Raw genomic sequence first — 26,901 nt, forward strand, 5'->3', positions numbered from 1 at the left:
GCTGCCGCTGCCGCTGCCGATGCCGATCCGCGAGCTCCGGGGCGTCCGGTACTCCGCGCCCGGTCCCCAACCCACCCGGCCCCGGCCCGCGTTGCCCTCACGCGTCGGCCGGGGCGCCGGGGCCGGGGCTCACGCGCGCGCAACGGCGTCCCGGGCCCGTCGCGCCGGGCCCGGGACGCTGTACGGCGGGCCGTCCGGACCGCGCCCCGCTCCTCCCGTGAAGGGTGCGGTGCTCCGGGTCTGCCACCCCCGCACCCGGAGCGAGAACGGCCCGCCGTCGCACCACCATCGCCGGGAGCGGGACCCCTTGGCATCAGGGGAAACCCTTGATCCCCCGGCCCGGCGGCACCCGGCGTTGTCACGGGCAGCGGCGCCGCCTACGGTGCCTCCTCGTGACGCCAGACACGGAATGGGACGACCCCGCGGACAGCCCCGCGCCGGCCGCGGGGGGCCGGTACGCGGCCCCGGGGGCGGCCGCACGCGCGGCCGCGGCGCTGGAGCGGGAGGGACGGGTGGCGCTCGCCGGCCCCTGGGGCGCGGGCAAGACCACCGCCCTGGAGGAGGCGCTGCGCATCCTGGCCCCGGCCTCCGGCTCCGGCGCTGGACCCGGCGCCAGAGGCGGCTCCGGCGCCGCAGCCGCCTCGGGTTTCGGCTCCGGCTCCGCGCGTACGGTGCTGCGCGTCACCGCGGTCGAAGAGGACCGCGGCCACGTCTTCGGCGCGCTCGCCCAGATGCTGTCCCACTGCGGCCCCGCCCACCTCGCGGTGCTCTCCGGCCGGCAGAACGAGGTGGTCGACCGGATCCTGCACCGGGGCGCCGACGAACCGCTCGCCGCCTCCGAGCAGTTGCCCGCCCGCCTCGCGGTGACCGCGCTGCTGGCTTCGGGCCGCTGGATCCTGGCCGTGGACGGGGCCCAGTGGCTCGATCCGGCCAGCGCCGACGTCCTCGGCTACGCCCTGCGCACCCTCGCCGCACCCGGCCTCACCGCGATCGTCACCGAACGCGTCCACGGCCGGGCCCAGTCCGCCGCCCGGCTGCTCGGCGGGCATCCCGTCCAGGTCGACGTGGATCCGCTCGACGCGGAGGAGACGGCCGCCCTGCTCGACGCGCACGGCCTGCCCACCCGCTGGGCGGGCCCCCTGCAGAGCCACTGCGGCGGGCACCCCCTGCTGACCTCCGTGTCCTGTACGGCGCTCGCGCGGCTGCCCGCCTCCCAGCGGCACCGGCCCGCCATGGCCGGGCAGACGGTCGACGCGGCCGGTGCCTGGCTGCGCTCCACGCTCGGCGACGACGCCCGGCACACCCTGATGCTCGCCGCCCTGACGAGCCGGCCCTCGCTGCCGCTCCTCCTGCGGGCGGGCCGCTCCGACGCCGAGGAACACCTGGCCCGGGCCCAGGCCGCCGGGGTGCTGAGCGTGGACGCGGCGAGCGCCGTCCACTTCACGGCGGCGGCCCTGGCCCGCGCCGCCGCCCGCTCCGGGGCCCGGCCGCTGCGCGCGGCCGCCCACCTGACGCTCGCGCGGGCCGTCGGAGACCCCGTACACGAGGTGCGTCACCGGGCCCTCGCCGCGGACCTGCCCGACCAGGGACTGGCCGAGGACACCGAGGCCGCCGCGACCACCGCCCGCGAGGCGGGAGAACGCTCCCTGGCCGCCGAGTTGTTCCTCCTGGCCGCCGAACTCACCCCGCCGGCCCGCTCCGCCACGCGCATCCGCAGGCTCTCGTACGCCGCCCAGGAGGCGGCCTGCGCCGGCTCCGTCGACATCGCCCGGCAGGCGGCCGACGCGCTGACCGCCAGCAGGGCCGAGCCCACCGACCAGGTCACCGCGCTGCTCGCCGTCGTCGACGCCCACGGCCAGGCCGTCTCCGATCTGGAGCCGCTGCTCGCGCGCTGCCGGGAACTCGCGGCGGGCCACCCCGACCTGCTCGCCGCCGTCGAGCTCCGTGCGGCCATCGCCGCCAACGTCGCCCACGCGGCCCCGGAGCGGGCCCTGCGCGCGGCCGGCCGGGCCGCCGAACTCGCCGCCGCCGGAGGTCACCGCCCCCTGCAGGCGGCCGCCCTGACCATGCGCGCCCGGATGGAGCGCGTCCTCGGCACCGCCGACGCGCCGGGCACCCTCGCCGAGGCCCTCGCGCTCGGGATCCCGGCCCAGCACTCCGGCATCCGCAACAGCGCCCAGTACCTCGCCGCCCGGCACGCCGTCTTCGACGACCGGCTGGCCGAAGCGCGCGAACGGCTCGTGGACCTGCTCGCGCTCGCCGAGCACGAGGGCGACGCCGAGGACCTGGTCGACATCTGGCGCAGCCTCGCCGAGGTCGACACCCGCCTCGGCGCGTGCGCCCCGGCGCTCGCGTGGGCCGATCAGGCCGTACGGCTCTCCACGGAGGCCGGGCTGTCCATGGGCCCCGCCTGGTACACCGCGGCGCTGACGCAGAGCGCCGCCGGATCCTTCGCGGCCGCCCTGCGCACCGCCTCGTGCGGAGCCCGCGCCTCACAGGAGGAGGGGGACGGACTGTACGTGTCGCGCAACCTCTGGATCATGGGCGCGGTCCAGCTGCACACCGGGGACGTCGCCGACGCGGTGGCCTCCCTGACGGCCGTCGCCGAGGCCGAGCGGCAGGTCCCGTCCGCCGATCCCGGCATGTTCCGCTGGCAACCGGACGCCGTGGAGGCCTTCACCTGCGCGGGCCGCCTCGACCTGGCCCGCGAACTGCTGGAGCGCGCACGGCCCGTCGCCGGCGCGGCCGGGGTCGGGGCCGACTCGGGACCGGGGGCGGCGCTGGACCGGGCCCACGGGATCCTGCTGGCCCGCGGCGGCGCGGTGGAGGAGGCGAGCGGCCTGCTGCACCGCACGTCCGCCGCCTTCGAACGGCTGGGGCTGCCCCTGGAGCAGGCCCGTACGCTGCTCGCCCTGGGCCGGGTCGAGCGGGCCCGCCGACGCCAGGCGGCCGCCCGTACGGCCTGGGAGGCGGCCCGGGCCGTCTTCGACGACACCGGCGCCCGTCCCTGGCAGGAGCTCACCCGGGAGCTCCTCGACCGGGCGGGCGGATCGGCTCCGGCACCGGGCCAGGCCACGGGACCCGCGGCGGGCGGGAGCAGGCTGACCGAGTCCGAGTCGCGCCGGGCGGACCTCATCTGCCAGGGCGCCACCAACCAGCAGGCCGCCCAGCACATGTTCATCTCGGTCAAGACCGTCGAGGGCATGCTGAGCCGCGTCTACCGCAAGCTCGGCGTCCGCTCGCGCACCCAGCTCGCCGCGGCCCGCGCCGCCGGGGTCCCGGGCCAGGACGCACGTACGCCCCCCGAGTGACCTGGGGTCATTCGGGGGGCGTCCGGTGGAACCGGTCCTACGGGGCCTCGGGCGATCAGACCGCCGGCGCCGGGTAGGTCGGGTACTCGACTCCGGAGACGTACTGGACGACCCGGACGACCTGGCAGGAGTAGCCGAACTCGTTGTCGTACCAGAGGTAGAGGATCGCGTTGTCCCCGTCGACCTTGGTGGCGCCCGCGTCGACGATCGAGGCGTGACGCGAGCCGATGAAGTCGCTGGAGACCGCGTCGGGCGCCGTGGTGAAGTCGATCTGGCGCTTCAGCGGCGAGGTCAGCGACACCTCGCGGAGGTAGTCGAGCACCTCCTCGCGGGTGGTCTCGCGGCCCAGGCGCAGGCTGAGGATCGCGATCGAGACGTCCGGGACGGGGACGCGGATCGAGCTGCCGCTGATCGGGGCCTTGAGGTCGGGCAGCGCCTTGGCGACGGCCGAGGCCGCGCCGGTCTCCGTCATGACCATGTTGAGCGGCGCGGAGCGGCCGCGGCGGTCGGCGCTGTGGTAGTTGTCCAGCAGGTTCTGGTCGTTGGTGAACGAGTGGACGGTCTCCACGTGGCCGCGCAGAACGCCGTACTCGTCCGCCATCGCCTTCAGCGGCGGGACGATCGCGTTGGTGGTGCAGGAGGCGCAGGACAGGATCTGCTCGTCCGGCTTGATCGTGTCGTGGTTGACCCCGTGCACGATGTTCGGGACGTCGCCCTTGCCCGGAGCCGTCAGGACGACCTTGTCGATACCGGGGCGCAGGTGCTTGGACAGGCCCTCGCGGTCGCGCCACTTGCCGGTGTTGTCGATCAGGATGGCGTTCTTGATGCCGTACGCCGTGTAGTCGACCTCGGACGGGTCGTTGGCGTAGATCACCTTGATCTCGTTGCCGTTGGCGATGATCGTGCTGGTCGCCTCGTCCACGGTGATCGTGCCCTGGAACTGGCCGTGGATCGAGTCGCGGCGCAGCAGCGAGGCGCGCTTGACGAGGTCCGCCTCACCGCCGCCGCGGACGACGATGGCACGCAGGCGCAGGCCGTTGCCGGAACCGGTCTTCTCGATGAGCAGGCGGGCGACGAGGCGGCCGATGCGGCCGAAGCCGTAGAGGACCACGTCGCGGCCCTCGCCGCGCTCGATCTTGTTGTCGCCGGTGGCGCCGGAGACGGCGCCAGCGGTGAACTCCTCCACCGACAGACCGCGGTCGTCCGTCGCGTACGCCGCGGCGAGCATGCCGAGGTCGATCTGCGAGGGACCGAGGTCGAGGGTGGTGAGGGCCTGGAGGAACGGGAGGGTCTCGGTGACCGAGAGCTCCTCGCCGTCGATCTGGCGCGCGAAACGGTGGGTCTTGAGAATGCTCACCACGGACTTGTTCACCAAGGAGCGGCTGTGCAGGAGGATCGTGACGTCCCGCTCCCGGTGCAGCTTGCCGATGATCGGGATCATCGACTCCGCGATCTTCTCGCGGTTCTTCCAGTTGGTGAACGAGTCGTCATTGACAGTCACAGAATTATCTTTCGAGCTAGGCGGCGCTCATATGCTAACCCGCGCGCGGTCCGCTCCTCCAGGCACCCCCTGAACACCTTCTGAACACCTCCTGATCATCCCCTCAGCCCTCAGCCCTCAGCCCTCGGCGCGCTGGGTCACGGGAGAGGTGCTCTCGTCGCCCAGGAACTCGTACCAGCGGCGCTGGAGGCACAGGTAGCGGGTGTCCGCCTCGGCGAGCGCCAGGAAGGAATCGACCGTGTCGGCCAGCCGCTCGCGCAGGCCCGGATCGGTCAGTTCGCCGTCCTCGCCGAAAGCCGAGTGCGCCATGGCGAGGCTGAACATGTCGGGGTACACGCGGGCCCCGAGGTGTTCGAGCGGGACCCGCAGCGCCCAGAGCCCGCGGTTCCCGCCGATCATCGACGGGGAGGCGGACACCAGCAGGGTCTGCTTGTCCTTGAAGGGCTGCGGCCGGAACCGGGACACCCAGTCGACGGCGTTCTTCAGGACGCCGGGCACGGAGGCGTTGTACTCGGGCGAGGCGATCACCAGGGCCTGCGCCGCGAGCAGCCGCTCGCGCAGGGCCGCCGCCCCGGCGGGCTGGCCGTCCGCCTGCTCGGCGTCGCCGTCGTAGGTGGGCATCACGAAGTCCCCGATCCGGGCGAGGTCCGCGACCGCGCCCGACCGCTCGACCTGACCGGCGACGAGCGCGGCCAGCCGGGCGTTCACGGAGCCCTCGCGGGAGGATCCCGCGAGGACGAGGACCCGTAGCGCGTCGGGTCCGGTGGTGACGTTCAGGGAATCCGGGGCGGCCGGATCCGTCGGGAACTTCGGGCTCTGGGGCTGGTTCGCATCGGTCACGTGCGGGACCGTACGGGACCGGCCGGTGCTCCCCGCGGCGCGGCGCACGGGCTGTCACCCGGACGGGGCGGGCCGGGCGGGGTCAGACGGACGTGGTCAGACGGGCGGGGCAAGCCGGGGGGCAAGCCGGGCGGGGCAGCCGGGCGGGGTCAGCCCGCGCTCCAGCCGCCGTCCAGCGGGAGCGAGGTGCCCGTCACGTACCCGGTGTGCGGACCGCACAGCCACAGGGCGGCCGCCGCGACCTCCTCGGGCTCGATGAGCCGCTTGATCGGCGACCGGGTCAGCAGCACCTCCGAGAGCACGTCCCCGGCGGCTATGCCGTGCGCGGCGGCCTGGTCCAGGATCTGCCCCTCGACCAGGGGGGTGCGGACGTAGCCGGGGCTGATGCAGTTGCTGGTGACCCCGTACGGGGCCCCCTCGATCGCTGTGACCTTGCTCAGCCCCTCCAGTCCGTGCTTGGCCGCCACGTAGGCCGATTTGTACGCGCTGGCGCGCAGTCCGTGGACGCTGGAGATGTTGACCACGCGGCCCCAGCGGGCGGCGTACATGTGCGGCAGCACGTGGCGCAGCAGCAGGAAGGGCGCGGTGAGCATCACCTGCTGGATCAGGGTGAAACGCTCGGGCGGGAACTCGGTGATCGGGGCGACGTGCTGGAGTCCGGCGCTGTTGACCAGGATGTCGACGGCGCCGGGCAGCTCCCCGATGGCGGCGGGATCGGCCAGGTCGACGGCGTGGGCGTACCCGCCGACGAGGCCGGCGACGGCCTTCGCCGCCTCGGCGTCGACATCGGCCACGTGCACGAGGGCCCCGGCCTCGGACAGGGCCACCGCGCACGCCCGGCCGATGCCGCTGCCGCCGCCCGTCACCAGGGCCACGCGTCCCCGCAACCGGGTGGGGGAAGGAAGTTCGCTCGTCATGGCTGGAAGCGTAGGGAGGGGCCCGGGCGCCGCCCACGGTGCCGCACCCCACACTCGGCGGCGCCCTTATGGAGACGATCACCATGCGGGCCCGGTTGCCGGCCGGGCGGCCCGGACCGGTTCGGCCTCAGGCGTCGAGCGGGCACCCGGTGAGCAGGGCCGCCGGGGTGGCCGCCGGATCGCGCCGGACGGTGTGGCCGAGCGGCGGCCGCACACCGCGGCCGATCCAGTCCTCCAGTGCGGTGAAGGCGGACCGGTGGCAGGGGGTGAGGGGGCGCAGCCGGTCGGGGAAGGCGTCGACGAGCGAGTCCACGTGGGTGCCGCCCTCGATGCGGTAGTAGCGCAGCAGCGCCCCGCGGCCGGCCCCGCGGACCATCTCGGCGTAGACGTCGGAGTCCCGGGAGATGGGCAGCAGGACGTCGAGGGTGCCGTGCAGGGTGATCAGCGGTTTGCCGATCCGGCCGGTGAGGGCCGTCTTCGCGACGGCGCCCCGGACCTCCGCGGGCCGGTCCGCGTAGGCGTAGTCGGCGTCACAAGCCGGTGTGCCGGGCGCGCAGAAGGGGGTCCCTGCCTCGGCCGCACCATCGAAGCCCGGATCGAATTCCTCGCGGTGGATCCGCTGGGTGAGGTCCCAGTAATAGCGGTGGTGGAACGGCCACAGGAACTCCGAACCGGCCGGGAAACCGGCGGCGAGCATCGCCTCGTGCGCCCGCCCGGCCTGCGGGCCGCCCGCCGCGTAGGCGGGGTACGCGGCCAGCGCCGGCGGCAGGAACGTGAGGAGGTTCGGCCCGTCGGCCCGCCACAGGGTGCCCTCCCAGTCCACCCCGCCGTCGTAGAGCTCCGGATGGTTCTCCAGCTGCCAGCGCACCAGGTAGCCCCCGTTGGACATGCCGGTGGCGAGGATGCGGCTCGGCGCCCGGTGGTAGCGCCGCGCGACGACCGTACGGGCGGCCCGGGTCAGCTCCGTGACCCGGGTGTTCCACTCGGCGACGGCGTCCCCGGGGCTCTGCCCGTCGCGGTGGAAGGCGGCCCCGGTGTTGCCCTTGTCGGTGGCGGCGAAGGCGTAGCCGCGCGCCAGCACCCAGTCGCCGATGGCCCGGTCGTTGGCGTACTGCTCGCGCACGCCCGGGGAGCCGGCGACGACCAGTCCGCCGTTCCAGCGGTCGGGCAGCCGGATGACGAACTGCGCGTCGTGGTTCCAGCCGTGATTGGTGTTGGGGACGGCGGCCGGGGCGGCGGTGTCGGGGAAGTAGCCGTCGATCTGGATCCCCGGCACGCCGGTCGGGACGGCCAGGTCCTTGGGGGTGAGTCCGGCCCAGTCGGCCGGATCGGTGTGCCCGGAGGCCACCGTGCCCGCGGTGGTCAACTCCGCCAGGCAGGAGGTTTGCTGGTGTTCGGCTCCCGGGACGTGAAGGCGAGCCCGGCGGGCGCAGTGGCCGTCGGCCTCGCCGGCGGCGGCCGGGGGAGCGAGGAGGGCCGGCAGGGCCGAGGCCAGGAGGACGACGGCCGCGGCGGCGGTGGCGACGGCACGGGTGGGCGGTGGCACGGGGGGCCTCCAGAGGGTGTGCGGGGAAGGTTGCGAGGGGCTGGCGAGGGGCTGGGGCGAGACCGGCGGACCGGCGGCTCAGGGGCAGCCGGTGTCGGCGATGACGAAGTAGCCGGCCGGCGACTCCTTCAGGGTGTGCGTGACGTAGAGGTTGTAGAGGCCGAGGTTCTGCCCCGAACCCCTGGCGTACGCGTAGCTCCCGTCGGTCGTGGCCCGGCCCGCCCGCACCTGCTGGTAGTTGTTCGCCTTCCAGCACGCGGCGGGTTCGCCGGGGTCGGGGTCGGGGTCAGGGTCTGGATCGGGATCGGGATCGGGATCGGGATCGGGATCGGGATCGGGATCGGGATCTGGATCTGGATCGGGGTCGGTCGTGGAGGCGTCCAGGCCGAAGAACTTCGCGATCCAGTGGGCGGAGCAGATCGAGGCGAGGAAGTATGCCGCCCCCGTGTGCCCGCACTGACCGGGACCGGAACCGGGGTCGACCGGGGTGCCGTGCCCGATGCCCGGGACCCGGTCCACCTCCACGGACACCGAGCCGTCGGCGGCCGTGTACTCCTCCTGCCGGGTCGCGTCCGGCCCGATGACGGAGGTGCGGGCGGGGGTCTGCGGGAGGCCGTGCAACGCCGTCCACTGGTCGCGCAGTTCATCGGCGTTGCGGGGAACGACGGTGGTGTCCGCGTCTCCCTGCCAGATCGCCACCCGGGGCCACGGTCCGGTCCACGCCGGATACGCGTCGCGCACCAACTGGGCCCAGGCCGCTGGTGACTTGTCGACACCGGGGTTCATGCACGTATAGGGGCTGCTGCCCTTGGCGCAGTCGTAGGGCAGCCCGGCGATCACCGCACCGGCCGCGAACACGTCCGGGTAGGCCGCGAGCATCACCGAGGTCATCGCGCCGCCGGCCGACAGACCGGTGACGAAGGTCCGGGCGGGGTCGGCGGCGTAGGCAGAGGCGGCGTGCGCGGCCATCTGCCGGATGGACGCGGCCTCGCCCTGGCCGCGCCGATTGTCCGCGGCCTGGAACCAGTTGAAGCACTTGCTCGGGTTGTTCGCGGAGCTGGTCTCCGCGAGCACCAGCAGGAAGCCGTCGCGGTCGGCGAGTTCGGGCAGGCCGGAGTTGTCCGCGTAGGTCTGGGCGTTCTGCGTGCAGCCGTGCAGGGCTATCACCACGGCTGGAACCGCCGGGAGGGAGGCCGGCCGGTACACGTACATGCCCAACTGCCCGGGGTTGGCGCCGAAGGCGGTGACCCGCTGGAGCGTGACGGCGGCGCGGGCGGGGGACACGGGTCCGGCCAGCACCCCGCCCACGGCCAGCAACGCCAGCGCGAGCAGCCGCACGAGAGCGCGGCGCGCGCGCCCGTACGTCGGGCCGGGCGGCGTAGGGCCGGACGGCGGGGTGTCGGACGGTCTGCTGCGCGAGGGCATGGCGGCTCCCTGAGGTGGCGGGCAGGGCGGGGCCCCGTCACCCGGGGCGGCCTGCGGTGCCCGCCACCGTAGGACCGGCCCCTCCCGCGACGGCATGGTGCGGAGTGCCATACGTGGCCCCGGCTTGCGGGGGCCACGAGGGTTGCGGGCGGCTCCGGTCCGCTGCTAACGGCCTGATCTACTGGGGTACATGAGCATCGGGGAACTCATGGCACGAGCACGGCGGCTGGCAGCGCACGAGGGGCGGTGGATGAGGAACCCGCCGCCTCCACCGGCTCGGCCGCCGCCCCCGCCTCCACCACCAGTTCCGCGTCCGTCGCCGCGCGGACCTGGTGCAGCGAGACCCCGGGCGCCAGTTCGCGCAGGAGGAAGCCCGCCGGGGTGATGTCGAGGACCGCGAGGTCGGTGATCACCCGGTGGACGACGCCGCGCCCCGTCAGCGGCAGCGTGCACCGTTCCACGAGCTTCGGCGTGCCGTCCTTGGCGGTGTGCTCCATGAGCACGATCACCCGGCGCGCACCGTGCACCAGGTCCATCGCGCCGCCCATCCCCTTGACCATCTTCCCGGGGATCATCCAGTTCGCCAGGTCGCCCGAGGCCGATACCTGCATGGCACCCACAGCACCGCCGCGTCCACGTGCCCGCCGCGGATCATGCCGAAGGACAGCGCGGAGTCGAAGAACGCGGCCCCCGGCCGGACGGTCACCGTCTCCTTGCCCGCGTTGACCAGGTCCGGGTCCACCTGGTCGGCCGGCGGGTACGGGCCCACGCCCAGGATGCCGTTCTCCGACTGGAGCACCACCTCGACGCCCGGCGGCAGGTGGTTGGGGATGAGGGTCGGCAGGCCGATCCCGAGGTTCACGTACGTACCGTCGGACAGTTCCCGGGCGGCGCGGGCCGCCATCTGCTCACGCGTCAGAGCCATGTCACATTCCGCCTTGCTGTTCGGGAACGAGGGCCGGCCGGACCGTGCGCCGCTCCACGCGCCGCTCAGCCGCCGGATCGCCGGGATCCACCAGGACCACGCGCTGGACGAACACGCCGGGTAGGTGGACGGCGTCCGGACCGAGCTCGCCCGGTTCGACCAGCGCCTCCACCTCGGCGATGGTGATCCGCCCCGCCATCGCCGCGAGGGGATTGAAATTGCGGGCCGAGGAGTGGAAGACGAGGTTGCCGTGCCGGTCCCCGGCCGCCGCCCGCACGAGGGCGAAATCGGTGGTGATGCCCTCCTCCAGGAGGTACTCCCGGCCGCCCCAGCTCCGCAGTTCCCTCGGCGGCGAGGCCACGGCGACGCCCCCGTCGGCGCGGTAGCGCCAGGGCAGCCCGCCCTCGGCGACCTGCGTACCGACCCCGGCCGGGGTGTAGAACGCCGGGATGCCGGCGCCGCCGGCCCGCAGCCGCTCGGCGAGGGTGCCCTGCGCGACCAGCTCCACCTCCAGCTCGCCGCTCAGGTACCGCCGGGCGAACTCCTTGTTCTCGCCCACGTACGAGCTGGTCATCCGGGCGATCCTGCCCTCGCGCAGCAGCAGCCCAAGCCCCCAGTCGTCCACCCCGCAGTTATTGGACACCACCTCCAGACCGCGCACCTCCGCACGCTCCAGCAGCGCGCCGATCAGCACGCCCGGCACTCCGCACAACCCGAAGCCGCCCACCGCGAGCGAGGCTCCGGCGGGGATGTTCGCCACCGCCCCGGCCGCGCTCGCGACCACCTTGTCCAGTCCCATCGAACGCCCTCCTCCGCCCGGTCCCGGGCCGCCGCCACCCGAACGGGCCGGCGCGCGGCCGGGCCGGCCCGACCGACCCTAGGAACCACCGGGCCGCCCCGGCCATGGCGCCCGTCCACACACCGGGGCACCCCGCTGTGTGGCCCGGCGCGCCGGGGAACCGGTGGAGCCCCGCGCACGTCAGAGCCGTGCCGATCGGGCAACGGACAACGAGGGAGAGCTGCTGATGGTGCGTCGAACCAACCGGAGACACCTGCGCGCGGTGCGGGCGAAGGCGACGGCGACGGCGAAGGGCGGCGCGGTGGCCGCAGTGGCCGTGGGCGCGGCAGTCGTGCTGCTCACCGGCTGCGGAAAGGGGCCGGCCCAGTCGGCCGTGGCCGATCCGGTCGCCCCCGGCGCGGTGGCCGCCGCCTCACCCCGCCCGGACCGGACCTGCCCCGTGATGGACCCCACCGCGTCGCAGTCGCCGCCGGCGCTGATCGACGGCACCCCGGCCAACACCCCCGAGGGGGAGCGGCTCTCGCGGGCCATCGGGGACCAGGGTGACGGCGCCTTCGCCGACGTCTACGCCACCCAGATCGTCGACCACCCGGCGGGCCGGGTCGCCCTGTGCGTCACCGACCTGGCCCGCGGCCGGCTCCTGGTGGAGGCCGCGCACGCGGCCGATCCCGGGGCGGACCCGGCCCGGGCCGACCTGTACCTGAGCAAGTACTCGCACCGCGTCCTCCAGGCCGCCGGTGAGAAGCTCGTCGGGCTGAAGGCGGAGTTCCCGATCTACACCGTCTCCAGCAGCCGTGGAGCGGCGGTGGAGGTCACCACCACCGCGGAGGGCGCCGCTTCGGCCGAGTTCAAGGCGCGGCTGGAGAAGACCACCGGCGGCATACCCGTCGCCGTCACGAAGGGCGACCAGCCCGTCCCCCTGGACGGCCTGCTGCCGGCCGCCCCCTAGCGGGCGGCCCCCGCCCGCCCGGCGGGCCCGCCGGGCGGGTCGTGCCGTACCGAGTGCCGTGCCGGGCCGGATCCGAAAGAGACGGCCTGGCCCTACTGGGGCAAGCCCGGCGCCTGCCAGGTGTGCGCCGGGAGGGACTGCGCCAACGTCGAGAAGAAGCGCTGGTCGCGCCACGCCTCCAGGTTGCCGATGACGAAGAGGCGGCGTTTGGCGCGGCTGACCGCGACGTTGAGGAGGTTCGGGGCGGACGCGGCCCAGGCGCGGGCGCCCGGACGTCCCGGGTCCGTGCCCAGGATCAGGACGACGACGTCGGCCTCCTTGCCCTGCGTCGTGTGGACCGTACCCACCCGCTCGGCCGGCATCAGGTCCCGGCACACCCCCTTCGCGCCCGCCACGACCTGCCGGAAGGGGCTGATCACGAACACGTCCCGGGCCAGGTCCACGCCGCCCTCGTCGCGCAGCCGCTCCAGCACGCGCCGCAGCGCCCGCCCCTCCTCCGGGATCCAGTGCCCGTCGGCCTCCGCGCCGACCACGTTCACCCAGCTGCTCGCCGGCCGGTAGACGTACGGATCGCGCTCCGCCGTCCCCTGGACCATCAGGCCGTCGTAGGCGACGGCGTTGCTGATGGAGAACATCGGGTCGTCGCACCGTCGGTGCACGCGCAGCGGTGAACCGACCCACACCTCGTGGCTGCCGTCGGGCAGTTCGGCCGGCAGCAGGGTGCCGTAGCGGTTGGCACGGTCGGCGAGCTGCTGCACCGAGGTGCGGCTCGGTGCCCATTCCTCGGCGGCGCCGAAGTCGTCGCGCAGGGCGCGCTGCGCCGTCCAGGGCAGGACCACGACCGGCTCGAGCTGCAGCGGATCGCCGACCACGACGGTGCGCCGGGCCCGCCACATGCCGCCCACCGCCATCTGGGGCGTCGCCTGCCCGGCCTCGTCGACGAACAGCCAGCCCAGCGCCTCCGGCCCGAGTCGCCCGAAGACCCGGTCGAGCGAGGCGAACGTCGTCGAGACGACCGGGACCACGAGGAACACGCTCTGCCACGCGGCCCGCAGGTGCGCCTCGGGCACCGTCTTCGGCACCGCTCCGGCGACGGCGTCCATGCCGGCCATCAGGTTGGCGTACATGGTGCGGGCCGTGCACCGCAGGAAGGCCTGGTGGAGGTGGAGGGCCGCGAGGAACAGCTCCGTGCGGGCGGCCGTGATCTCGGGGTCGGACCAGGGGGCGGCGAGCTCGCGCGCCGCGTCCTCGTCGGTGAGCCACGCGTCCTGCGGTACGGCCTCGCCCCAGCGTCCGCGGGCCGCCGCGACGGTCTGCTCCGCCCGGGCGACACGGGTGCGCTCCGCCTCCCTCGCCGCCTCACGGGCGCGCAGCCGGGCCGCCGCCGCGCCCACGGCGCCCCGTACGCCGTCCCGCTCGGCCTGGGCCGCGTCGCGCGCCAGGCGTGCGTCGGCGACCAGGTCCGCCGCGCCGGCCTCCTCCGCGTGCCAGGCGCGCGCCGCCCGGCCCAGGGTGAAGAGGCTCACCGTGAACCCCGGGCGGCGGGCCAGATGCGCCTGATGGGCCTGCTCGGCCCGGGCCAAGGCCTGTTCGGAGCCGGCCAGCGCATCCTCGGCGGGCGGCAGGGTCTCCCGTACGCGGGCCAGTTCCGCCTCGTGCCGCGGTACGGCGAGCTGCGCCCTGAGCAGGGCCTCGTACGCGGTGGTGAGTCCCTCGTACGCCTCGGCGGCGACGGCCCGTTCGGAGCGCAGCCGCTCCACCTCGGACAGCGCGGCCTCGAAGCGCTGCCTTCCCTCGCGCCACACGCCCGCCTGCGGGGTGTCGCGCCACTGGCGCAGGAGGTGGGAGAGGCCGCTGCCGCTGTCGATCCAGGCGTTGCGCGGCCGGCGGCCGCGGCCGTCCGGCTGCGGGGGAACGGGCTGCGGGGGAGGAGCGTCGGTGTCGGTCTGGCGGTACTTGCCGTGCCAGAAGCGGTTGACGAACTCCAGGCGGTTCTTCTTGCTGCCCAGGCGGGCGGCCACCGCGCCCCACGCCGGCTCGCCCTTGAGGAGCCGGGTCGCCTGCTCGGCGAAGTAGTCGGCGTCGTCCCGCCACGGATCGCCCAGCGCCTCGCGGGCGGGGATCTCGGTGGAGATGTTCTCCACGGCCCCGTTGTTGGCGGAGGCGACGACCATCTCGAAGCCGGTGAACTCCGGGCGCAGCGGCGTGACCGTACGGGTGTAGTCGCCGCTCTTCCACACGTACGGGGCCTGCTCGGCGAAGGCCTGCGACGGCAGGCGCAGCGCGGCGAGGCGCCGGGCCCGCTCGACGACGGCAGCGGCGAAGCAGTCGCGCAGCATGGTGGTCTTGCCGGTGCCGGGCGGGCCGTTGACGGCGAAGATCCCGGCGCCGGGGGCCAGCTCGGTGTGGATGGCGTTGACGGCGAACTGCTGGCTCAGCGCGAGCGCGTGCGCCGGGTCCGCCGGCCAACGGCCGAGCGGGGTACGGGTGGGGGCGACTCCGGCGAGCGCGACGGCGGGATCGCGGCGCAGGTCGATGCGGCGGGTCTTGTCGAAGGCGGCGCCGGGGGTGAGGTACGCGGCGAGTCCCGGGCCGGGATCGCGCGAGGCGAGCTCGCGGGCCACGAGGTCGAGGTCGGCGGCGATGAAGCTGTTGAGGAAGTCCTGCTGGTCGGCGGCTTCGGCCGCGCGGTCCAGCCGTACGGGGACGCTGCGGACGCGCACCCCGGCGGGTATCAGCGGTACGGAGACGCCCCAGGCTTCGGCCAGCTCGTCGGTGAACTCCAGCAGGTGCCCGGCCGTGACGACGCCGGACCCGACGGGGGAGGCGTCCTCGCCCCCGCCCTCCACGGGCACGGAAGCGGGCTCACCGAGCGCGGCTGCCCGGGCGACCCAGGCGTCGGCCTCCTCCTCGAACCCGTCGAGCCAGCCGCGGCCGCCGGGACCGGGGGACACGGCCCGGCCGGTGGCCCAGGCGCACGAGGAGAAGACGGGGGAGTCCAGGAGCAGCCGGCCCTCGTCGGTGACGGTCAGTGCGAACAGCGCGCTCTCGCCGTTCATCCGGCCGTCGTGGTCCTCGCCGCTCCCCCCGAAGACGCGGAGCAGCGTGTCGCGTACGGAGGCGAGCGCGTAGGCACCGCCGTAGACGACGTGCTGCCAGCCGTACCCGGGCTCGACCGGGACCGACCGCAGCGGATGCCCGCTCTCCCAGGGCATGGGCCCGTCCGGCCCGGCCGCGTAGACCCGGTCCCGGACGGACAGGGCGGGCACCTTCTGCGGGCTGAACAACTCGACCGCCCGCCAGTACCCGACGACCCCGCTCCGCCGCCGACGCTCGTCCCCCAGCCGCGTCACGCCCGCTCCCGTCGTCGGTGGTCACCACTGCGCACCTTACGGGGATCATGACGGCCGGTCAGGCGGTTGGCCGGTCCCGGGCAGCCGGTGGCCGGTGGCCCGTCCTTGTTGCGTACGGAGGCGGCCGCGCGCCCGAACGCGTCTCCGCGGGCGCCCGGCCGGTCTGGGACCCCGGCCATGGGCGGGGGGCCGCGGCCGATGCCTTCCGAGAGAGGTTCGCGACGCACCCGGCCGGCTGGTTCCACGCTTCCGACGAGCGCGCCCTCACGGCAGCCCCCGCCCGGCCGCGCCGGGGCCCCGCCCGGCCCGAGCCGCGCACACCGCGCTGACGCCGGAGCAGGCGGCCATCCCCGACGGCCGTCCCCGGCGGCCATTCCCGACGGCCGTTCCCGACGGCCGTTCCCGGGCGCCACCCCACCCCGAACGGCGGTTCCCGTCGTGCGGGGTGCGGCCCTGGCCGGGAGGGTGACGGCATGGGCCACTGGTGGTACCGCAACGTCCTGGAGCCGGGGAAGCTGCCGCTGCTCCTCGCACTGTCGGCGTTCGTCGTAGCCTTTGCCGTGACCCGGGTGATCACCCGGATGATCCGTGCGGGCAAGGGGCCGTTCCGCAACGTCACTCCGGGCGGGCTGCACGTCCACCACGCCGTTCCGGGGGTGATCCTGATGACCGTCGGCGGCGGCGAACCTGCTGTTCGCGGTCGTGGCTCTGTTCAAGGGAAAGCCCCGGATGGCCGTTCTCGGCGGGGTCGTTCCGCTCATCGCGATGGTCGCCGCGGTACGGCTCGCCCGGCCGGCGTCCCCGTGGGCCCGCCGCCTCTACGGCGGCCGGGCCAAGACCCGCGCCCGGGCCCTCAAGCGGGCCTACCACCACGACCGGCGCTGGAACGGCCTGCGGCGCCGGGTGGACTACCTCATCGGCGGCGCCCCCAGCCAGTAGGCGCGGTGCCATGCGACGGACTCCCTTTGTGCATGGCGCACTGGTAGCCGCGTATCTGGCCGGTCCTCACCCAGTGGAGGCGGTACGCGTGGCACAGGTGCCACTGGTAGTTGCCCCTGTAGTACCACCGCACCGAGGCGGCCTTGTGGCTTGCGCGATGTCGGCCGTCGCCTGGGGCGGTGCGGGGGCGGCGCCGGCCGCGCCGCCGAGGCCGAGGCCGAGGACGAGCACCATGGCGAGTGCCGCGGAGGTGCTCGCCCCGCGGAGGGCGGAGCCTTTCGCCGGTCCGTTCTACAACTACGGGACCGCGCCCGTCTGGCGGGCCCCTGGGCCCGCGGCCGCCGCGAAACCGCCTGGCCCGAACCGCTCGGGGCAGGTTGGGCGCGTGTCGGAGCGGGCCGGGGTCGAGGACTTCGTCGTGGACGCCACCGGCACCCCGGTCCGGGCCACCGCCGAGGCCGTGCTCGTCGCGGCCGCCCGGCGGTGAGGACACCCTAGCGGTCCCACCTCCTATCGGTCCCACCTCCTAGCGGTCCCCGGCCCGGCGCTCCAGGGGTGTTGCTACTGCCGAGTTGTTCACACTGAAGGTGACGCTGCCCGCCCGGTAACGGTCGTCGGACCACTCGATGGGGCGGCCCGTACGGGTCGCGGAGACGTGCCGCTGGCGCAAAAGCGGGCTCCCGCGGCGGATTTCCAGCAGCCTGGCGTCCTCGCTGCCGGCGGGAAGCGCGTCGATGAGGTGTTCGCCGTAGTGGGCGACGATCCCGGAGTCGTTCGCCAGCCCGTCCATCACCGAGCGGCAGTCCTCGGGCATCTGCTCGACCGCCGCCGCCACCCAGTCGGCGTAGGCGGTGCGTTCGACCATCGTCGGCTCCCCGTCGAGCAGTCGGAGCCGCAGGACGGCGAGGATCTCCGTGCCGGGCGGCAGGGCCAGCCGGTCCGCCTCCTCGGCGGTCGCCGGGCGGCGGGTGCGCGACAGGAAGCGGCTCGCGGCCTGGTGGCCGACTCCCTCGGCCCACTGGGCGAAGCTGTTGAGTTCGCCGAAGCTGTGCTTGCGTTCGTGGCGCAGGACGATCCTGCGGGCCCCCTGCCGCGAGCCGATCAGTCCCTCGGCGGCGAGCGTCGCCACGGCCTGGCGGACGGTGCCGCGGGAGGCCGACCAGCGCGCCGCCAGATCGCTCTCCGAGGGCAGTTGGGCGCCCACCGGGTACTGGCCGGAGAGGATCGACCGGCGCAGTGCCTCGGCGATCTCCAGATACCGCACCGCAGCCATGCTGTCCTGTTCCCCCTCGTGTGGATGTGCCGTGGACGGGCGCGCCGTGCGCCGGCCGCCCGCTTCCCGGTCAGCCTAGGCACCGGGCGTGAAGATCATCATGAGGGTCGTACGTCACGTTCGGATCCGGCCATTCCCGGTCTTCGTCGAGACGTGCACCGCGAGACAGCCGCCGTTCACCGGCCGTACAGGGATCCAGGGCGAACTGGAGCCAACTTGTTCAGACAAGTGAACCCCTGCCTTGGACCCAGTCTCCGGGAGAGACCGTGCTCAGTTCCACCGCCCGTCGCGGTACGGCCGCCGTCCTGCTCAGCGCCGCCGTCCTCACCGTGCTCAGCGCGTGCGGCGCCGCACCCGACAAGACCACCGCCGGCGCAGACGGCAAGAACAAGATCCAGCCCGGCGCCGCCACCTCGATCGCCGACTTCGGCGGCCTGGAGGGCCTCGTCGCGGCCGCCGAGAAGGAGGGCGAGCTGAACGTCATCGCGCTGCCCGCCGACTGGGCGAACTACGGCGAGATCCAGAAGGCGTTCGCGGCCAAGTACCCCAAGGTCAAGATCAACGCCGAGAACCCGGACGCCTCCAGTGCCGACGAGATCGCCGCGGTCAAGTCCCGCAAGGGCCAGACCCGCGCCCCCGACGTCCTGGACCTCGGCATCGCCTTCGCCCGCAGCGGCGCCGCCGAGAACCTCTTCGCCCCGTACAAGGTCACCGCCTGGGACCAGATCCCCGCCGCCCAGAAGGACGCGGACGCCCGCTGGTACAACGACTACGGCGGCTACGTCTCCATCGGCTGCGACGCCGCCCGCATCCCGAACTGCCCGCAGTCCTTCGCCGACCTGGCCAAGCCCGAGTACAAGGGCAAGGTCGCCCTCAACGGCAACCCGACCAAGTCCGGCTCCGCCTTCGGCGGCGTCTACGCGGCGGCCCTCGCCAACAAGGGCTCCTTCGCGGACATCCAGCCCGGCATCGACTTCTTCGGCCGGCTGAAGAAGAGCGGCAACTTCATCCCCGTCGAGTCCACCCCGGCCACCGTCGAGAAGGGCGAGACCCCCATCTCGATCGACTGGGACTACCTGAACGCCGGCTACGCCGAGCAGTTCAAGGGCAAGGGCGTCGACTGGAAGGTGGCCATCCCCACCGACGGCGTCTACGCCCAGTACTACTCGCAGGCCATCAACAAGGACGCCCCCCACCCGGCGGCCTCCCGCCTGTGGATGGAGTTCCTGTACAGCACCGAGGGCCAGAACCTCTGGCTGAAGGGCTTCGCCCGCCCCGTGCTGCTGCCCGCCATGACCCAGGCCGGCACCGTCGACAAGGAAGCCGTCACCAAGCTTCCGCAGGTCCAGGGCACCCCGGCCTTCCCGGCCTCCACGGAGCTGGACAAGGCCAAGGCCACCCTCGCCGAGAAGTGGGACAAGGCCCTCAGCTGATGTCCGCCTCCACCACCATCCCCCCAACGACGGGGACCGCCGGCGGCAGCACCACCCGCCGCCGGCGGCGCGGCCCGCGCACCTGGCTCGCCGCCCTCCCGCTCCTCGTCTTCACCGGACTGTGCTTCGGCGTCCCGCTGGGCGCCATCGCCTTCGGCGCGGTCACCCGTACGGACCCGGTGAGCGGCGCCACCGAAGCGACCGGCGAGCACCTGGCCCGCTCCCTCCAGGGGCCCTACCTCGGCTCCCTCATCGGCAGCGTCCAGCTGTCCGGCCTCACCGCACTCGTGGCCGGCGTACTCGGCGTCCTCATCGCGCAGGCCGTCGTCACCTCCCCGTCCCGCGCCCTGCGCGGAGCGACGCTGACCGCCTCGGGCGTCCTCGCCAACTTCGGCGGCGTCCCGCTGGCCTTCGCGTTCATCGCCACCGTCGGGATCTCCGGGGTCGTCACCCAGCTCGCCGACCTGACCGGCCTCGGCTGGAACCTCTACTCCTTCACCGGCCTCACCGTGGTCTACCTCTACTTCCTGACCCCGCTCATGGTGCTGGTGACCGTCCCCGCGCTGGACGGACTGCGCCCGCAGTGGCGCGAGGCCGCCCAGAACAACGGGGCGAGCGGATGGCAGTTCTGGCGCCACGTCGGCCTGCCCGTCCTCGCACCCTCCCTGCTCGGCGGGTTCGTGCTGCTCTTCGGCACGGCCTTCGCCGCGCACGCCACGGCCGCCGCCCTCGTCGGCGGCTCCGTCCCGCTGGTCACGCTCAAGATCGCGGACGCCCTGTCCGGGAACGTGCTGACCGGCCAGGAGAACGTGGCCCTGGCCCTCGGCCTCGACATGATCGTGATCGCCGGCCTGGTCATGGCGGTCTACCTGCCCCTCCAGCGACGGAGCGCCCGATGGCTGCGATGACCCCGACGCCCGCCCCGAACGACGGGGCGGCCACGGCCGCCGCTCCGGCCCCGGCGGGCCGGGACGGGCAGCGCGGCCGGCAGGAGACCTGGGCGCAGGCCCCGGCCCGCGCGCCGCGCCGGTTCCGGTCCGGCTCCCGGCCCCGGGTCTGGCGCGGAGCCGTGCTCGCGCTCGCGGGCGCGTACTTCCTGCTCCCGCTCCTCGCCTCCTTCGTGTTCACCGTGCACGTCCCCGGCCAGGGCATCAGCTTCGAGGCGTACACCCAGCTGCTCGGCGCCGAAGGATTCACCCGGAGCCTGCTGCTCTCCCTGGGCCTCGCCGCCGCGACCATCACCGCGTCGCTGCTCCTCGCCGTGCCGGCCCTGGTGGCGGTACGCATCGGCTCGCCGCGGCTGCGCCCGGTCGTCGAGGTGATGTGCATGATGCCGCTGGTCGTGCCGCCGATCGCCCTGGTCACGGGCATCACCACGGTGCTGCGCTGGGGTCCCGAACACCTCTCCAGGACCCCGCTCTACCAGACCTTCCTGGCCGTGCAGAACCCGGACTTCCCCGTCGTCCTGGTCCTCGCGTACACGGTGCTCGCACTGCCCTTCGTGTACCGCTCCCTCGACGCGGGTCTGCGTGCGGTCGACGTCCCGACCCTGGTCGAGGCGGCCCGCAGCTGCGGTGCGGGCTGGCTCTACGTGGTCCTGCGCGTGATCCTGCCGAACCTGCGGACGGCCCTCGCCGGAGCCGCCTTCCTCACGCTGGCCCTGGTCCTCGGCGAGTTCACGATCGCCTCGCTGCTCGGCTTCCAGCCCTTCGCCGTGTGGATCGTGTCCATCTCCGGGGCGCACGCCCGGATGTCGGTGGCCGTGTCCGTCCTCAGCCTCCTCATCACCTGGTTGCTGCTGCTCCTCCTCTCCCGGGCCGGGACCGCCCCGGCTACCGTGTCTCCCGGCCCCTCGCGAAGCCCCCGAAACCCCCTAAACCCCCTTACCTCCCGTACCTCACGCACCTCCGGCAAGGAGTCCTGACCCGCATGTCCCTCACCCTTCCCGAGGCCAGGAAGTCCGCGGAAAGCGAAGCGGCACCCGGCGGAGCGCGCGTCCAATTCATCGGCCTGCGCCGGGCGTTCGGCTCCACCGTCGCCCTCGACGGACTCGACCTCACCATCGAGCCCGGCGAACTCGTCGCCCTGCTCGGCCCGTCGGGCTGCGGAAAGACCACCGCGCTGCGCGTCGTCGCCGGCTTCGAGCAGCCCGACTCCGGCGAAGTCCTCCTCGACGGGCAGGACATCACGCGGATCCCGGCCAACCGCCGTGACGCCGGCATGGTGTTCCAGTCGTACAGCCTCTTCCCCAACCTCAGCGCCCGCGACAACGTGGCCTTCGGCCTGCGCGTCCGCAAGGTCGCCGCGGCCGCCCGCCGCGAGCGTGCCGCCGAACTGCTCGACCTGGTCGGCCTGCCCGACCACGGCGACCGGTACCCGCACCAGATGTCCGGCGGGCAGCAGCAGCGCGTCGCGCTCGCCCGCGCCCTCGCCCTGCGCCCGCGCGTCCTGCTGCTGGACGAGCCGCTCTCCGCGCTCGACGCGAAGGTGCGGGCCGGTCTGCGCGAGGAGATCCGCCGGCTCCAGCTCTCCCTCGGCATCACCACCGTGTTCGTCACGCACGACCAGGAGGAGGCGCTGTCCATGGCCGACCGGGTCGCCGTGCTCAACGCGGGCCGCCTGGAGCAGTGCGCCGCCCCGGCCGAGCTGTACGAGCGGCCGGCGACCCCCTTCGTCGCCGAGTTCGTCGGCACCATGAACCGGCTCCCCGGACGGCTGGCCGGCTCCGGAACCGTGGAGGTGGCCGGTTCCCGGCTCCCGGTGGACGGCCCGGTGCCCTCCACCCCGGACGTCGAGGTCCTCGTACGCCCCGAGAACGTCACGGTGACGGCGGACGCGCGGGGCACGGCAACCGTCGTCTCGGCCTCGTTCTTCGGGTCCGTGACCCGGCTCCACCTGGACCTGCCCGACGGCATCCGGGTCAAGGCCGACCTGCCCTCGCGCGAGGCCGGAGCGCTCGTACCGGGCGCGCGGGCGACCGTGGGACTGGCCGAACGCCCCGTCCTCGTCGTCGCCACGGCGACCACCGGCACGGCAGGGCCCGATGCCGCCGCCCCTGCCGCGAAGGCCTCGGACCCGACCTCGGCCCCAGAGGATGCCTCATGACCGCACTGGCCGCCGTCCTCTTCGACATGGACGGAACCCTCGTCGACACCGAGGTCCTGTGGTGGCAGACCACCGTGGAGATCGCCGCGGACCTGGGGCACGTACTGACCGACGCCGACGCGCCCGAGGTGGTCGGCCGGGCGGTGGAGGACACCGCCGCGCACCTCGTACGGGTCGCCGGCGCCGGGGACGTGCGGGAGGTGGCGCGGGTCCTCACCGAGAGCTTCTTCGGCCGGGTCGAGGAGGGTGCCCCGATGCGGCCGGGCGCGCAGCTGCTGCTCACCGCCCTGGAGGCGGAAGGCATACCGTTCGCGCTGGTCAGCGCCTCGCCGCGAGTGGTCGTGGACTCGGTGGTGGGCGGCTCGCTGGCCCACGTGCCCTTCGCCCTGACCCTGTCCGCGGACGACACGTCCCTGACGAAGCCGCACCCGGACCCCTACCGGGCCGCCGCCGCACGCCTCGGCACGGAGCCGTGGAGTTGCGTGGCGGTCGAGGACTCCCCGGACGGCGCGGCCTCGGCGGAGGCGGCCGGCTGCGCAGTGCTGGTGGTCCCGTCCCTGCTGGAGGTCCCCGCGTCGCCGGTACGCGTCTTCGCGCCCTCCCTCACCGAGGTCACCCCGGACACCCTGAGGGCCTGTCTGATCACGCCGCTCGGGGTCTGACGGAGCCCGGGCGCACGGGGCTACCCGGCCCACCCGGGCCACATCGGGCACTTGGGCCACATCGGCTTCCTGGGCCACATCGGGCATCCGGGCCGCATTGGCCACCGGGGCCACCCGGCCCGTCGTGGAACCCCGGGCCCGATCCGAAGGACCCGCCCTAGACCGCCAGGTCGAGCAGGCTCAGGATTCCCTCCGCGTAGGCGGCCGATTCGGAGCCCGGGCACCGGGCCGCCGTTTCGCGCAGCCCGGGCGCGCCGGCGCGGATGTGCGCGGCGCACTGGCCGTACAGCCCGGCCTCGTACGAGGACCCGTCGTCCTCGGCGCCGAGCAGGCGGAGCAGCGCCCACAGCAGGGCCTCGCGCGTCAATCGGCGGGGCGGGCCGGCGGCCCAGACGGCCATCAGGACCCCGCACACCGCCGGGGCGGGCGGCCGCAGCACGCCGGTGTGGAAGGCATGGCCCTCCAGGGCGCGGAACGCGGCCGGGTGTCCCTCGGCCGCGTCCCACAACGTGTCCACGAGATGCCCCGCCGGGCGGCCGCAGCCGCAGTCGATGGAGTTCCAGTCGTGCCGGGCGATCTCCCGGGCCACCACGTCGGGCACCAGCGGACTGGTGCGGGGCTGCTTATCCGTCGCTCTCACGCCAGAAGTATGGGATCAGGCCGGTGGCCAGTAAAGGGCGGCCCGCCCGAAGTGGGCCGGGGGCGTCAGCCGCCGTGCCCCTGGCAGCCGCAGCCCTTCGCCGCGGCGCGCGGCAGCCCCCGCGTGTACTCGCTCTGCGAGAGCACCGCCAGGACCGTCGCCGGCTCCGTGCCGTGGTTGACCAGGGTGATCTCCTTGCCCGCCGGCAGCATCGCGAAGCTGCCCGGCGCCACCGTCTTGGCGCCGCACCCGCACGAGGCCTCCACCGTCCCGACGACGCCCGTGAGCAGCAGTTCGGACGACCCGTGCGCGTGGGCCGGGATGGTCCCGCCGGCCGGCACCTGGATCCGGACGGCCGCGAGCTCGCGGAACGGACCGCCCTCGGGGTCGAGGCGCAGGGCCGGGCCGGAGGCCGTCGTGTCGGGGGTGCTGTCGATGATCATGCCGAACATGGGTGGTTCCTCTACGCGTTGGTGTGCGGCTCCCGCCGCGCGGGCCGGGCCACGGCCACCGGTCATTCCGGTCACGCTTCGAATTCAGATGACGGGCATCAGCTCAATGCCGGGTGGAACGTCCCGACCTCCCGGGCCTTTCGCCCCGCCCGGGCCATGGCAGGCTGGCCCCGTGAACGAGGCACCGCGTGACCCAGCACCCAGGACACCGCTCTACCTGAAGGTCGCCGGGGACCTGCGGACCGCCATCACCGCCGGCGAGTACGGATCCGGCGCGCGCCTGCCCGCCGAGGACGAGCTCGCCCGCCGCTACGGAGTCTCCAGGGGTACGGTGCGCCAGGCCCTCACCGCTCTGCGCACCGACGGCCTGATCACCTCGCGCCGGGGCACCCGCCGGGTCGTCCTCGGCGGCGCGGGGGAGGCCGGGGGAGTCGCGGAGCTCCGTAGCTTCACCCGGTGGGCCCGCTCGCTCGGGGAGGAACCCGGAGGGCGGACCGTGGCCGTGGACCGGGGCGAGGCCGACGCCGAGGAGACGGAGCACCTGCGGCTCGAAGCGGGCGCCCCCGTGTACCGCGTGCTGCGGCTGCGCACCTTGTCCGGCGCCCCGGTGATGGTGGAGCGCACGACGTACCCGGAGCCGGTCGGCGCGCTGGTCGCGGACATGCCGCCGGACACGGTCTCGTACTCCGAGCGGCTCGCCCGGCACGGAGTCCTGTTCGCCGACGCCCACCACACCATCGACATCGCGGCGGCCGACGCGGACGACGCCCGGCTGCTCGGCTGCCCGGCGGGCGAGGCCCTGCTGCGCGAACGGCGCCGGTCCACCGACCCGGCCGGCGTCCCGGTGGAGTGGTCGCAGGACCGCTACCTGCCGGGGACGGTGGCCTTCACCGTGCACACCACCGCCGCCAGCGCGCTGGGCCGCCTGCTGGGCCCGCGCCTTCCCTGATCAGGCGTTTGATCAGGTCTTCGATCAGGTTTTTGATCAGGCTCCGCAGATCAGGCGTTCTTGATCAGCAGGGCCTCCAGCAGCGGCCGGAAGTGGTCGAAGTCCGGGGTGGCCGGCTCGGGGTCCTTCGCCTGCTCGTCCCAGCGCCGCACGGCCACCGCGTCGGCCGCCCCGGGGAGCGCCTCGAACGCCCGCGCCTGCTCGGCGGTCATCGGGCCGCCCTGGACGCGCAGGGTGTGCACCGAGGCCTCGGAGAGCAGGTCGAAGTAGCCCGGCTCGGCCGTGCACAGGTAGCGCTTGGCGGCCACGTGCAGCCGGACCGGCTCGGTGACCTCCGGCCCGAACCAGCGGGCCAGCCAGTCGGCCCCGGTGTGGCTGTGCCGGTTGTCCTGCCCGCCCTCCATCAGATCGCGGCCGGTCACGGTTCCGTGGAAGTGCCCGATGTCGTGCAGCAGCGCCGCCGCCACCAGGTGGGCGGGGGCCCCGGCAGCCTCGGCGAGGGCCCCGGCCTGGAGCATGTGCCCGGCCTGGGTGACGGCCTCGCCGAAGTACTCGGCGCTGCCCTCGCCCTCGAAGAGCCGGGCGAGGGCGTCGATGGCGCCAGTGGTGTGTCGGGCGTTCACGCGGCGGCTCCTTCGCGGCGCAGGACGGCGAGGGTGGAGAGCAGCCCGTCGAGATCGGAGTACGTCCCCTGGAGGTGGCGTTCCCCCGATTCGGCGAAGGCCGTACGGGCGTGCAGCAGACGGGTGTTGTCGAAGACCACGCAGTCGCCGGGCGCGAGCCTGAAGTCGAGCCGGAGCTCCGGCCTTTCCAGCAGCTCACCGAAGAGGCGGTAGGCCGCGTAGAACTCCTCCAGCACGGTGGCGGGCTGGTGCAGTGTGGAGATGGAGCGGTTGTTGAAGCGGACCTCGCGGATACGCCCGAGCGGGTCCACGCCGATCAGCGGCCGGTGGGCCCGCAGTTCGCAGTGCGCGTCGGCGAACGCGAACTCCACCGGCACGCGGGTCAGCACCTCGAAGGCCTCCGGGTCCCGCTCGCGCAGCAGCGCGGCGGCGTGGAAGCCGTCGACCAGCCCGGAGTCCCCGCCCGCGGCCTCGTTGCGCAGGCAGTGCAGCAGTTGGAGGGTCGGGACGGGATCCCGGTAGGGGTTGTCGGTGTGCGGGGTGATCAACGCGCCTGTGAAGGCCAGGTTGTTGGGATCGGCCTCCACGCGGACCTCGAAGAGCTCCCCGTAGTTGGTCTCGCGGACGAAGCCGAAGGTGCGCGCCACGTCCAGCACCATCCGGTCCCGGCACGGAACCTCCCGCAGGAGGACGAAGCCCAGCCGGACCACGCCGTCGAGGACCTGCTCGCGGACCGCCCGGGAGCTGATGTACGCGTCCCATCCGGCCTGCGGGACCCGACCGTCCAGGTTCGCCGCCGCCCACAGCTCCTTGTCCGCCTCGGTCCGCCCGTCCCCGGCCGCGCGGTACGCCGCCCCGTCCGGGCCGTGGGCTTCGAGCCACCGGGCCGGGTACACGGAGCGGTGGCCGTCCGGCTGCCACGTCACCTCCCAGCCGGGCCCGCCGTCGGGGGCCGGCGCCTGGCGCACCGCGCCGACGGCCAGAGCGTCGGGCAGTTCAGTGATCTGGAACAGCTTCTGGCCGGTGCGCGGGTCACTGCACTCGGCGCAGGGGCAGTTGTCGCGCAGCCAGAGCGCGGGCGGGCGGGTGATCGCCGGTACGGACATGGTGGCTCCTGCCATCCTGGGAAAAGTTGTATATACAACTCTCGGGTGCCCGCAGCCTGCCAGGGTGAGGTGGCCGGTAGGTGGCGCGCGGGTGGCCGGAACCGGATCGCGGCGCCGCCCGTCCGAGACCGGGCGGACGGGTCCGCACGGGCC

At 74.2% G+C, this 26,901-nt stretch carries 21 protein-coding genes and 2 pseudogenes; 10 read left to right on the forward strand and 13 right to left on the reverse strand.

The window, feature by feature from the left end; genetic code table 11:
• Positions 1-392: 392 nt before the first annotated feature.
• Positions 393-3,311, forward strand: a complete 2,919-nt coding sequence (locus ACIQV3_RS02380) for a LuxR C-terminal-related transcriptional regulator (protein ID WP_403708892.1) — start codon at positions 393-395, stop codon at positions 3,309-3,311.
• Positions 3,312-3,366: 55 nt separating this feature from the next.
• Here ACIQV3_RS02380 and ACIQV3_RS02385 read toward each other — a convergent pair whose 3' ends face one another.
• From ACIQV3_RS02385 to ACIQV3_RS02415, 7 genes and pseudogenes are all read right to left on the reverse strand, one after another.
• Positions 3,367-4,812 carry a glyceraldehyde-3-phosphate dehydrogenase gene (locus ACIQV3_RS02385; RefSeq protein ID WP_403708894.1) on the reverse strand — a complete coding sequence of 482 codons (1,446 nt, stop codon included), beginning with the start codon at positions 4,810-4,812 and terminating at the stop codon, positions 3,367-3,369.
• Between the two features lie 117 nt (positions 4,813-4,929).
• Positions 4,930-5,589, reverse strand: a complete 660-nt coding sequence (locus ACIQV3_RS02390; protein ID WP_403709158.1) for an NADPH-dependent FMN reductase — start codon at positions 5,587-5,589, stop codon at positions 4,930-4,932.
• 212 nt (positions 5,590-5,801) lie between these two features.
• Positions 5,802-6,569: a 3-hydroxybutyrate dehydrogenase gene (locus tag ACIQV3_RS02395; protein ID WP_403708896.1), complete on the reverse strand. Its 768-nt coding sequence runs from the start codon at positions 6,567-6,569 to the stop codon at positions 5,802-5,804.
• A gap of 127 nt (positions 6,570-6,696) precedes the next feature.
• Positions 6,697-8,115, reverse strand: a complete 1,419-nt coding sequence (locus tag ACIQV3_RS02400; protein ID WP_403708898.1) for a tannase/feruloyl esterase family alpha/beta hydrolase — start codon at positions 8,113-8,115, stop codon at positions 6,697-6,699.
• A 78-nt stretch (positions 8,116-8,193) separates the two neighbouring features.
• Positions 8,194-9,540: an alpha/beta hydrolase family esterase gene (locus ACIQV3_RS02405; protein WP_403708900.1), complete on the reverse strand. Its 1,347-nt coding sequence runs from the start codon at positions 9,538-9,540 to the stop codon at positions 8,194-8,196.
• 206 nt (positions 9,541-9,746) lie between these two features.
• A pseudogene (locus ACIQV3_RS02410) lies at positions 9,747-10,465 on the reverse strand (CoA transferase subunit B).
• A gap of 1 nt (position 10,466) precedes the next feature.
• Complete coding sequence (locus ACIQV3_RS02415) at positions 10,467-11,264, reverse strand: CoA transferase subunit A (protein WP_403708901.1); 798 nt, start codon at positions 11,262-11,264, stop codon at positions 10,467-10,469.
• A gap of 226 nt (positions 11,265-11,490) precedes the next feature.
• On the opposite strand from ACIQV3_RS02415, the gene ACIQV3_RS02420 reads away from it, so the two are divergent.
• Positions 11,491-12,213 carry a hypothetical protein gene (locus ACIQV3_RS02420; RefSeq protein ID WP_403708903.1) on the forward strand — a complete coding sequence of 241 codons (723 nt, stop codon included), beginning with the start codon at positions 11,491-11,493 and terminating at the stop codon, positions 12,211-12,213.
• A gap of 92 nt (positions 12,214-12,305) precedes the next feature.
• Here the strand turns inward: ACIQV3_RS02420 and ACIQV3_RS02425 are convergent, their stop codons facing one another.
• Positions 12,306-15,566 (reverse strand): DEAD/DEAH box helicase, encoded by a 3,261-nt coding sequence (locus ACIQV3_RS02425; protein WP_403708905.1) that lies wholly within the window; start codon positions 15,564-15,566, stop codon positions 12,306-12,308.
• A gap of 47 nt (positions 15,567-15,613) precedes the next feature.
• On the opposite strand from ACIQV3_RS02425, the gene ACIQV3_RS02430 reads away from it, so the two are divergent.
• Positions 15,614-15,895 (forward strand): putative T7SS-secreted protein, encoded by a 282-nt coding sequence (locus tag ACIQV3_RS02430; RefSeq protein ID WP_403708907.1) that lies wholly within the window; start codon positions 15,614-15,616, stop codon positions 15,893-15,895.
• A gap of 144 nt (positions 15,896-16,039) precedes the next feature.
• A pseudogene (locus ACIQV3_RS02435) lies at positions 16,040-16,505 on the forward strand (hypothetical protein).
• A 526-nt stretch (positions 16,506-17,031) separates the two neighbouring features.
• Here ACIQV3_RS02435 and ACIQV3_RS02440 read toward each other — a convergent pair.
• Complete coding sequence (locus ACIQV3_RS02440) at positions 17,032-17,778, reverse strand: GntR family transcriptional regulator (protein WP_403708909.1); 747 nt, start codon at positions 17,776-17,778, stop codon at positions 17,032-17,034.
• Between the two features lie 266 nt (positions 17,779-18,044).
• On the opposite strand from ACIQV3_RS02440, the gene ACIQV3_RS02445 reads away from it, so the two are divergent.
• The 5 genes from ACIQV3_RS02445 to ACIQV3_RS02465 are packed head-to-tail and all read left to right on the forward strand — an operon-like array spanning position 18,045 to position 22,978.
• A complete protein-coding gene (locus ACIQV3_RS02445) occupies positions 18,045-19,211 on the forward strand; it encodes an ABC transporter substrate-binding protein (protein WP_403708911.1) in 1,167 nt (388 codons plus the stop codon).
• Positions 19,211-20,119 carry an ABC transporter permease subunit gene (locus ACIQV3_RS02450; RefSeq protein WP_266875171.1) on the forward strand — a complete coding sequence of 303 codons (909 nt, stop codon included), beginning with the start codon at positions 19,211-19,213 and terminating at the stop codon, positions 20,117-20,119. Before ACIQV3_RS02445 ends, ACIQV3_RS02450 begins: the two co-directional genes overlap by 1 nt.
• Positions 20,107-21,135 carry an ABC transporter permease gene (locus tag ACIQV3_RS02455; RefSeq protein ID WP_403708913.1) on the forward strand — a complete coding sequence of 343 codons (1,029 nt, stop codon included), beginning with the start codon at positions 20,107-20,109 and terminating at the stop codon, positions 21,133-21,135. Before ACIQV3_RS02450 ends, ACIQV3_RS02455 begins: the two co-directional genes overlap by 13 nt.
• A gap of 5 nt (positions 21,136-21,140) precedes the next feature.
• Positions 21,141-22,316 (forward strand): ABC transporter ATP-binding protein, encoded by a 1,176-nt coding sequence (locus ACIQV3_RS02460; protein WP_403708915.1) that lies wholly within the window; start codon positions 21,141-21,143, stop codon positions 22,314-22,316.
• Positions 22,313-22,978 (forward strand): HAD family hydrolase, encoded by a 666-nt coding sequence (locus tag ACIQV3_RS02465; protein ID WP_403708917.1) that lies wholly within the window; start codon positions 22,313-22,315, stop codon positions 22,976-22,978. Before ACIQV3_RS02460 ends, ACIQV3_RS02465 begins: the two co-directional genes overlap by 4 nt.
• 157 nt (positions 22,979-23,135) lie before the next feature.
• Here the strand turns inward: ACIQV3_RS02465 and ACIQV3_RS02470 are convergent, their stop codons facing one another.
• Entirely contained in the window at positions 23,136-23,618 is a 483-nt protein-coding gene (locus tag ACIQV3_RS02470; RefSeq protein ID WP_403708919.1) for a hypothetical protein, read from the reverse strand.
• A 65-nt stretch (positions 23,619-23,683) separates the two neighbouring features.
• Positions 23,684-24,070 (reverse strand): cupin domain-containing protein, encoded by a 387-nt coding sequence (locus tag ACIQV3_RS02475; protein ID WP_403708921.1) that lies wholly within the window; start codon positions 24,068-24,070, stop codon positions 23,684-23,686.
• A gap of 172 nt (positions 24,071-24,242) precedes the next feature.
• On the opposite strand from ACIQV3_RS02475, the gene ACIQV3_RS02480 reads away from it, so the two are divergent.
• The gene (locus tag ACIQV3_RS02480) at positions 24,243-25,019 is read left to right on the forward strand and encodes a GntR family transcriptional regulator (protein ID WP_403708923.1); all 777 of its coding nucleotides are present in this window, start codon (positions 24,243-24,245) and stop codon (positions 25,017-25,019) included.
• Between the two features lie 50 nt (positions 25,020-25,069).
• Here the strand turns inward: ACIQV3_RS02480 and ACIQV3_RS02485 are convergent, their stop codons facing one another.
• On the reverse strand, positions 25,070-25,642 hold the full coding sequence (locus tag ACIQV3_RS02485; RefSeq protein ID WP_403708925.1) for a phosphonate degradation HD-domain oxygenase: 573 nt from the start codon (positions 25,640-25,642) through the stop codon (positions 25,070-25,072).
• Positions 25,639-26,748, reverse strand: a complete 1,110-nt coding sequence (locus tag ACIQV3_RS02490; protein WP_403708927.1) for a TauD/TfdA family dioxygenase — start codon at positions 26,746-26,748, stop codon at positions 25,639-25,641. The genes ACIQV3_RS02485 and ACIQV3_RS02490 overlap by 4 nt, the downstream gene beginning before the upstream one ends.
• Between the last annotated feature and the right edge of the window lie 153 nt (positions 26,749-26,901).

Origin of the sequence: Streptomyces sp. NPDC099050 (assembly GCF_044759865.1) — a bacterium.
Lineage (GTDB): Bacteria > Actinomycetota > Actinomycetes > Streptomycetales > Streptomycetaceae > Streptomyces.

What these genes read in the sequence shown, in the direction of transcription:
- ACIQV3_RS02460 (WP_403708915.1), top strand. Translation starts at nt 21,141, where the DNA reads ATGTCCCTCACCCTTCCCGAGGCCAGGAAGTCCGCGGAAAGCGAAGCG.
- ACIQV3_RS02465 (WP_403708917.1), top strand. Translation starts at nt 22,313, where the DNA reads ATGACCGCACTGGCCGCCGTCCTCTTCGACATGGACGGAACCCTCGTC.
- ACIQV3_RS02415 (WP_403708901.1), bottom strand. Translation starts at nt 11,264, where the DNA reads ATGGGACTGGACAAGGTGGTCGCGAGCGCGGCCGGGGCGGTGGCGAAC.
- ACIQV3_RS02420 (WP_403708903.1), top strand. Translation starts at nt 11,491, where the DNA reads ATGGTGCGTCGAACCAACCGGAGACACCTGCGCGCGGTGCGGGCGAAG.
- ACIQV3_RS02405 (WP_403708900.1), bottom strand. Translation starts at nt 9,540, where the DNA reads ATGCCCTCGCGCAGCAGACCGTCCGACACCCCGCCGTCCGGCCCTACG.
- ACIQV3_RS02430 (WP_403708907.1), top strand. Translation starts at nt 15,614, where the DNA reads ATGACGGCCGGTCAGGCGGTTGGCCGGTCCCGGGCAGCCGGTGGCCGG.
- ACIQV3_RS02475 (WP_403708921.1), bottom strand. Translation starts at nt 24,070, where the DNA reads ATGTTCGGCATGATCATCGACAGCACCCCCGACACGACGGCCTCCGGC.
- ACIQV3_RS02395 (WP_403708896.1), bottom strand. Translation starts at nt 6,569, where the DNA reads ATGACGAGCGAACTTCCTTCCCCCACCCGGTTGCGGGGACGCGTGGCC.
- ACIQV3_RS02440 (WP_403708909.1), bottom strand. Translation starts at nt 17,778, where the DNA reads ATGGCTGCGGTGCGGTATCTGGAGATCGCCGAGGCACTGCGCCGGTCG.
- ACIQV3_RS02490 (WP_403708927.1), bottom strand. Translation starts at nt 26,748, where the DNA reads ATGTCCGTACCGGCGATCACCCGCCCGCCCGCGCTCTGGCTGCGCGAC.
- ACIQV3_RS02450 (WP_266875171.1), top strand. Translation starts at nt 19,211, where the DNA reads ATGTCCGCCTCCACCACCATCCCCCCAACGACGGGGACCGCCGGCGGC.
- ACIQV3_RS02455 (WP_403708913.1), top strand. Translation starts at nt 20,107, where the DNA reads ATGGCTGCGATGACCCCGACGCCCGCCCCGAACGACGGGGCGGCCACG.